This is a genomic window from Aurantiacibacter xanthus, assembly GCF_003584015.1.
In the GTDB taxonomy this organism is placed as follows: Bacteria; Pseudomonadota; Alphaproteobacteria; order Sphingomonadales; family Sphingomonadaceae; genus Alteraurantiacibacter; species Alteraurantiacibacter xanthus.
The window spans coordinates 1-1972 of record NZ_QXFM01000014.1; the positions used below are offsets into that span (position 1 = coordinate 1).

A 1972-nucleotide genomic window follows, 5' to 3' on the forward strand; every position below is an offset into this window, starting at 1 on the left:
CGCCTCTGCCGGGCCGAGCCGGACGGACAGCTCCTCCAGCGCGGACATGGCGGCGGGGTCGCGCTCGTCCCAGTCCTCGACCAGATCGGCCAGCACCTGCGCGGCGAGCAGGTCGCGGTCGCGGTCCTCCATCGGGCGGGTGCCGGGCATCAGCCCCGCCTCGTTGGGAAAGGCCGCCAGCAGCCACTGCGCGAAGGCATGGATGGTGTCGATCCTGAGGCCGCCACCGGGGCAATCGAGCACGCTGGCGAACAGGCTGCGCGCCCGGGCAATGGTGGCGGGATCGGCACTCGCACCGATGGCAAGCAGATCGCGCGCTAACTCTTCGGCGGGCATGCGCACCCAGTTCGCCAGCACCTCGTTGACGCGCACGGCCATTTCCGCCGCGCCCGCCTTGGTGAAGGTGAGGCAGAGGATCTGCTCGGGCCGCACCGCCGGATCGAGCAGCAATCGCAAGACCCGCGCCGACAGCACCTGCGTCTTGCCGGTGCCCGCCGAGGCCGACAGCCACACGCTGTCCGCCGGGTCGACCGCCAGCATCTGGTTGTTCTGCAAAGGATAGACCGCGCCGCTCATCGCTCGTCCCCGCGCCCTTGCCACTCGCCGAGCCGCATCAGGTGATCATAGGTGTTGTAGCCCGGCGCATCGGGGTTGAGCCCGGCGGTGAACGGTTCGTCGCCGAGAATCCAGCGGTCGAGTGCATCGTGGAGGAAGCGTTCGGCCTCGGGGAGGAACTCCTCGGGCAGGATGCCGGAGCGCTTGGCGCCGACCTTCAGCGGCGTGGTCACATAGCCGAAGCCGGTCGGGTGGTCCTTCACCTTGGCCTTGCCGAGCGACCAGTATTCGAAGGCGGTCGGATCACCGGCGATGCCCGTAAACCCGCCGTCCCGCGCAATCAGCCCCAATGTGCCGAGTTGCAGCGCATAGCCGTTTTCGACCGTCGGCCCGGTGGGCGGACCGCCGGTCTTGTAGTCGACAATCGCGAGGGTGCCGTCCGCCATGCGGTCGATCCGGTCGGCCTTGCCGTGAATGCGGATGCCCGCGACGTGCATCTCGCCCTTGGCCTCGATCCCGTTGGGCAGCGGTTGGCGCTGCGGGTCGGCCCCGATCTGGGCGACGATCCATTGCAGCGCGCGGACCAGACGCGGCTTCCACAGCGCGCGCATCAAGGGGTGCGCGTGCATCTCGGCAAGGTGCTGCTCGGCCAGCGCTTCGATGGCGCCCTCGCCCTTATGCCATCCCTCAAGGATCGCATGGGCGAGCGTGCCCTGCCAGGCGGCATCGGGCTCGGCGTCGAGCGGCTTCAGCTCTTCGAGCCGCATGATCTTGCGGGCGTAGAATTCGAACGGGTCCGAGCGCAGGCGGTCGAGCTGGGTCACCGAAATGTCCTGCCGCCGCTGGTCCGCCGAAGGCATCGGCGCAGGCACCGGATAGGGCGCGATCTCCATCGGCGCGGGGTCCAGCTCGCGCGCCAGCCTGAGCGTCTGTTCGTCGCTTGCCGCCGCCGCCAGATCACCGCCGAGCAGCGCGCGCACCCGCAATAGGAAGCGCGAGGGGATCGCGGGGCCCGAGACATCGCGCCGCGCGCGGGTGAGCACCACCTCGGGCGCACCCAGAGCCCCGGCAAGGTCATGCGCGGCAAGGCCAATGCGGAAGTCCGCCCCCGGCACACCGAGCGCGCGCAAGACGGCAGGCGCGAGCAGCGGGTCGCTCGCGGGCGCTGGCGGCCAGGTGCCCTCGTTGAGGCCGCCGCAGATCACCAGATCGGCGCGCGTCATCCGCGCTTCGAGCAGGCCGTAGATCGCCACCCGAGGATGCCCGCCGAACTGCGGACGCACCGCCACCTGATCGAACAGGTCGCGCAAAACGCGCGGCAGTTTGTCGGGCGCGAAGGCCACCGGAACCTCGCGCGCGTGGAGCCGCCATTGCTCGATAAAGGCCGAGAGCGCACGCCCATCCTCGCGCGCCCACA

At 70.1% G+C, this 1972-nt stretch carries 2 protein-coding genes; both read right to left on the reverse strand.

What is annotated here, in order from left to right; all coding sequences use genetic code 11:
* A partial coding sequence (locus tag D2V17_RS02130; protein ID WP_147367178.1) for a UvrD-helicase domain-containing protein occupies positions 1-576 on the reverse strand: 576 nt, incomplete at its 3' end.
* On the reverse strand, positions 573-1972 hold a 1400-nt coding region (locus tag D2V17_RS02135), incomplete at its 5' end, for a PD-(D/E)XK nuclease family protein (protein WP_191229029.1). The genes D2V17_RS02130 and D2V17_RS02135, both read right to left, overlap by 4 nt.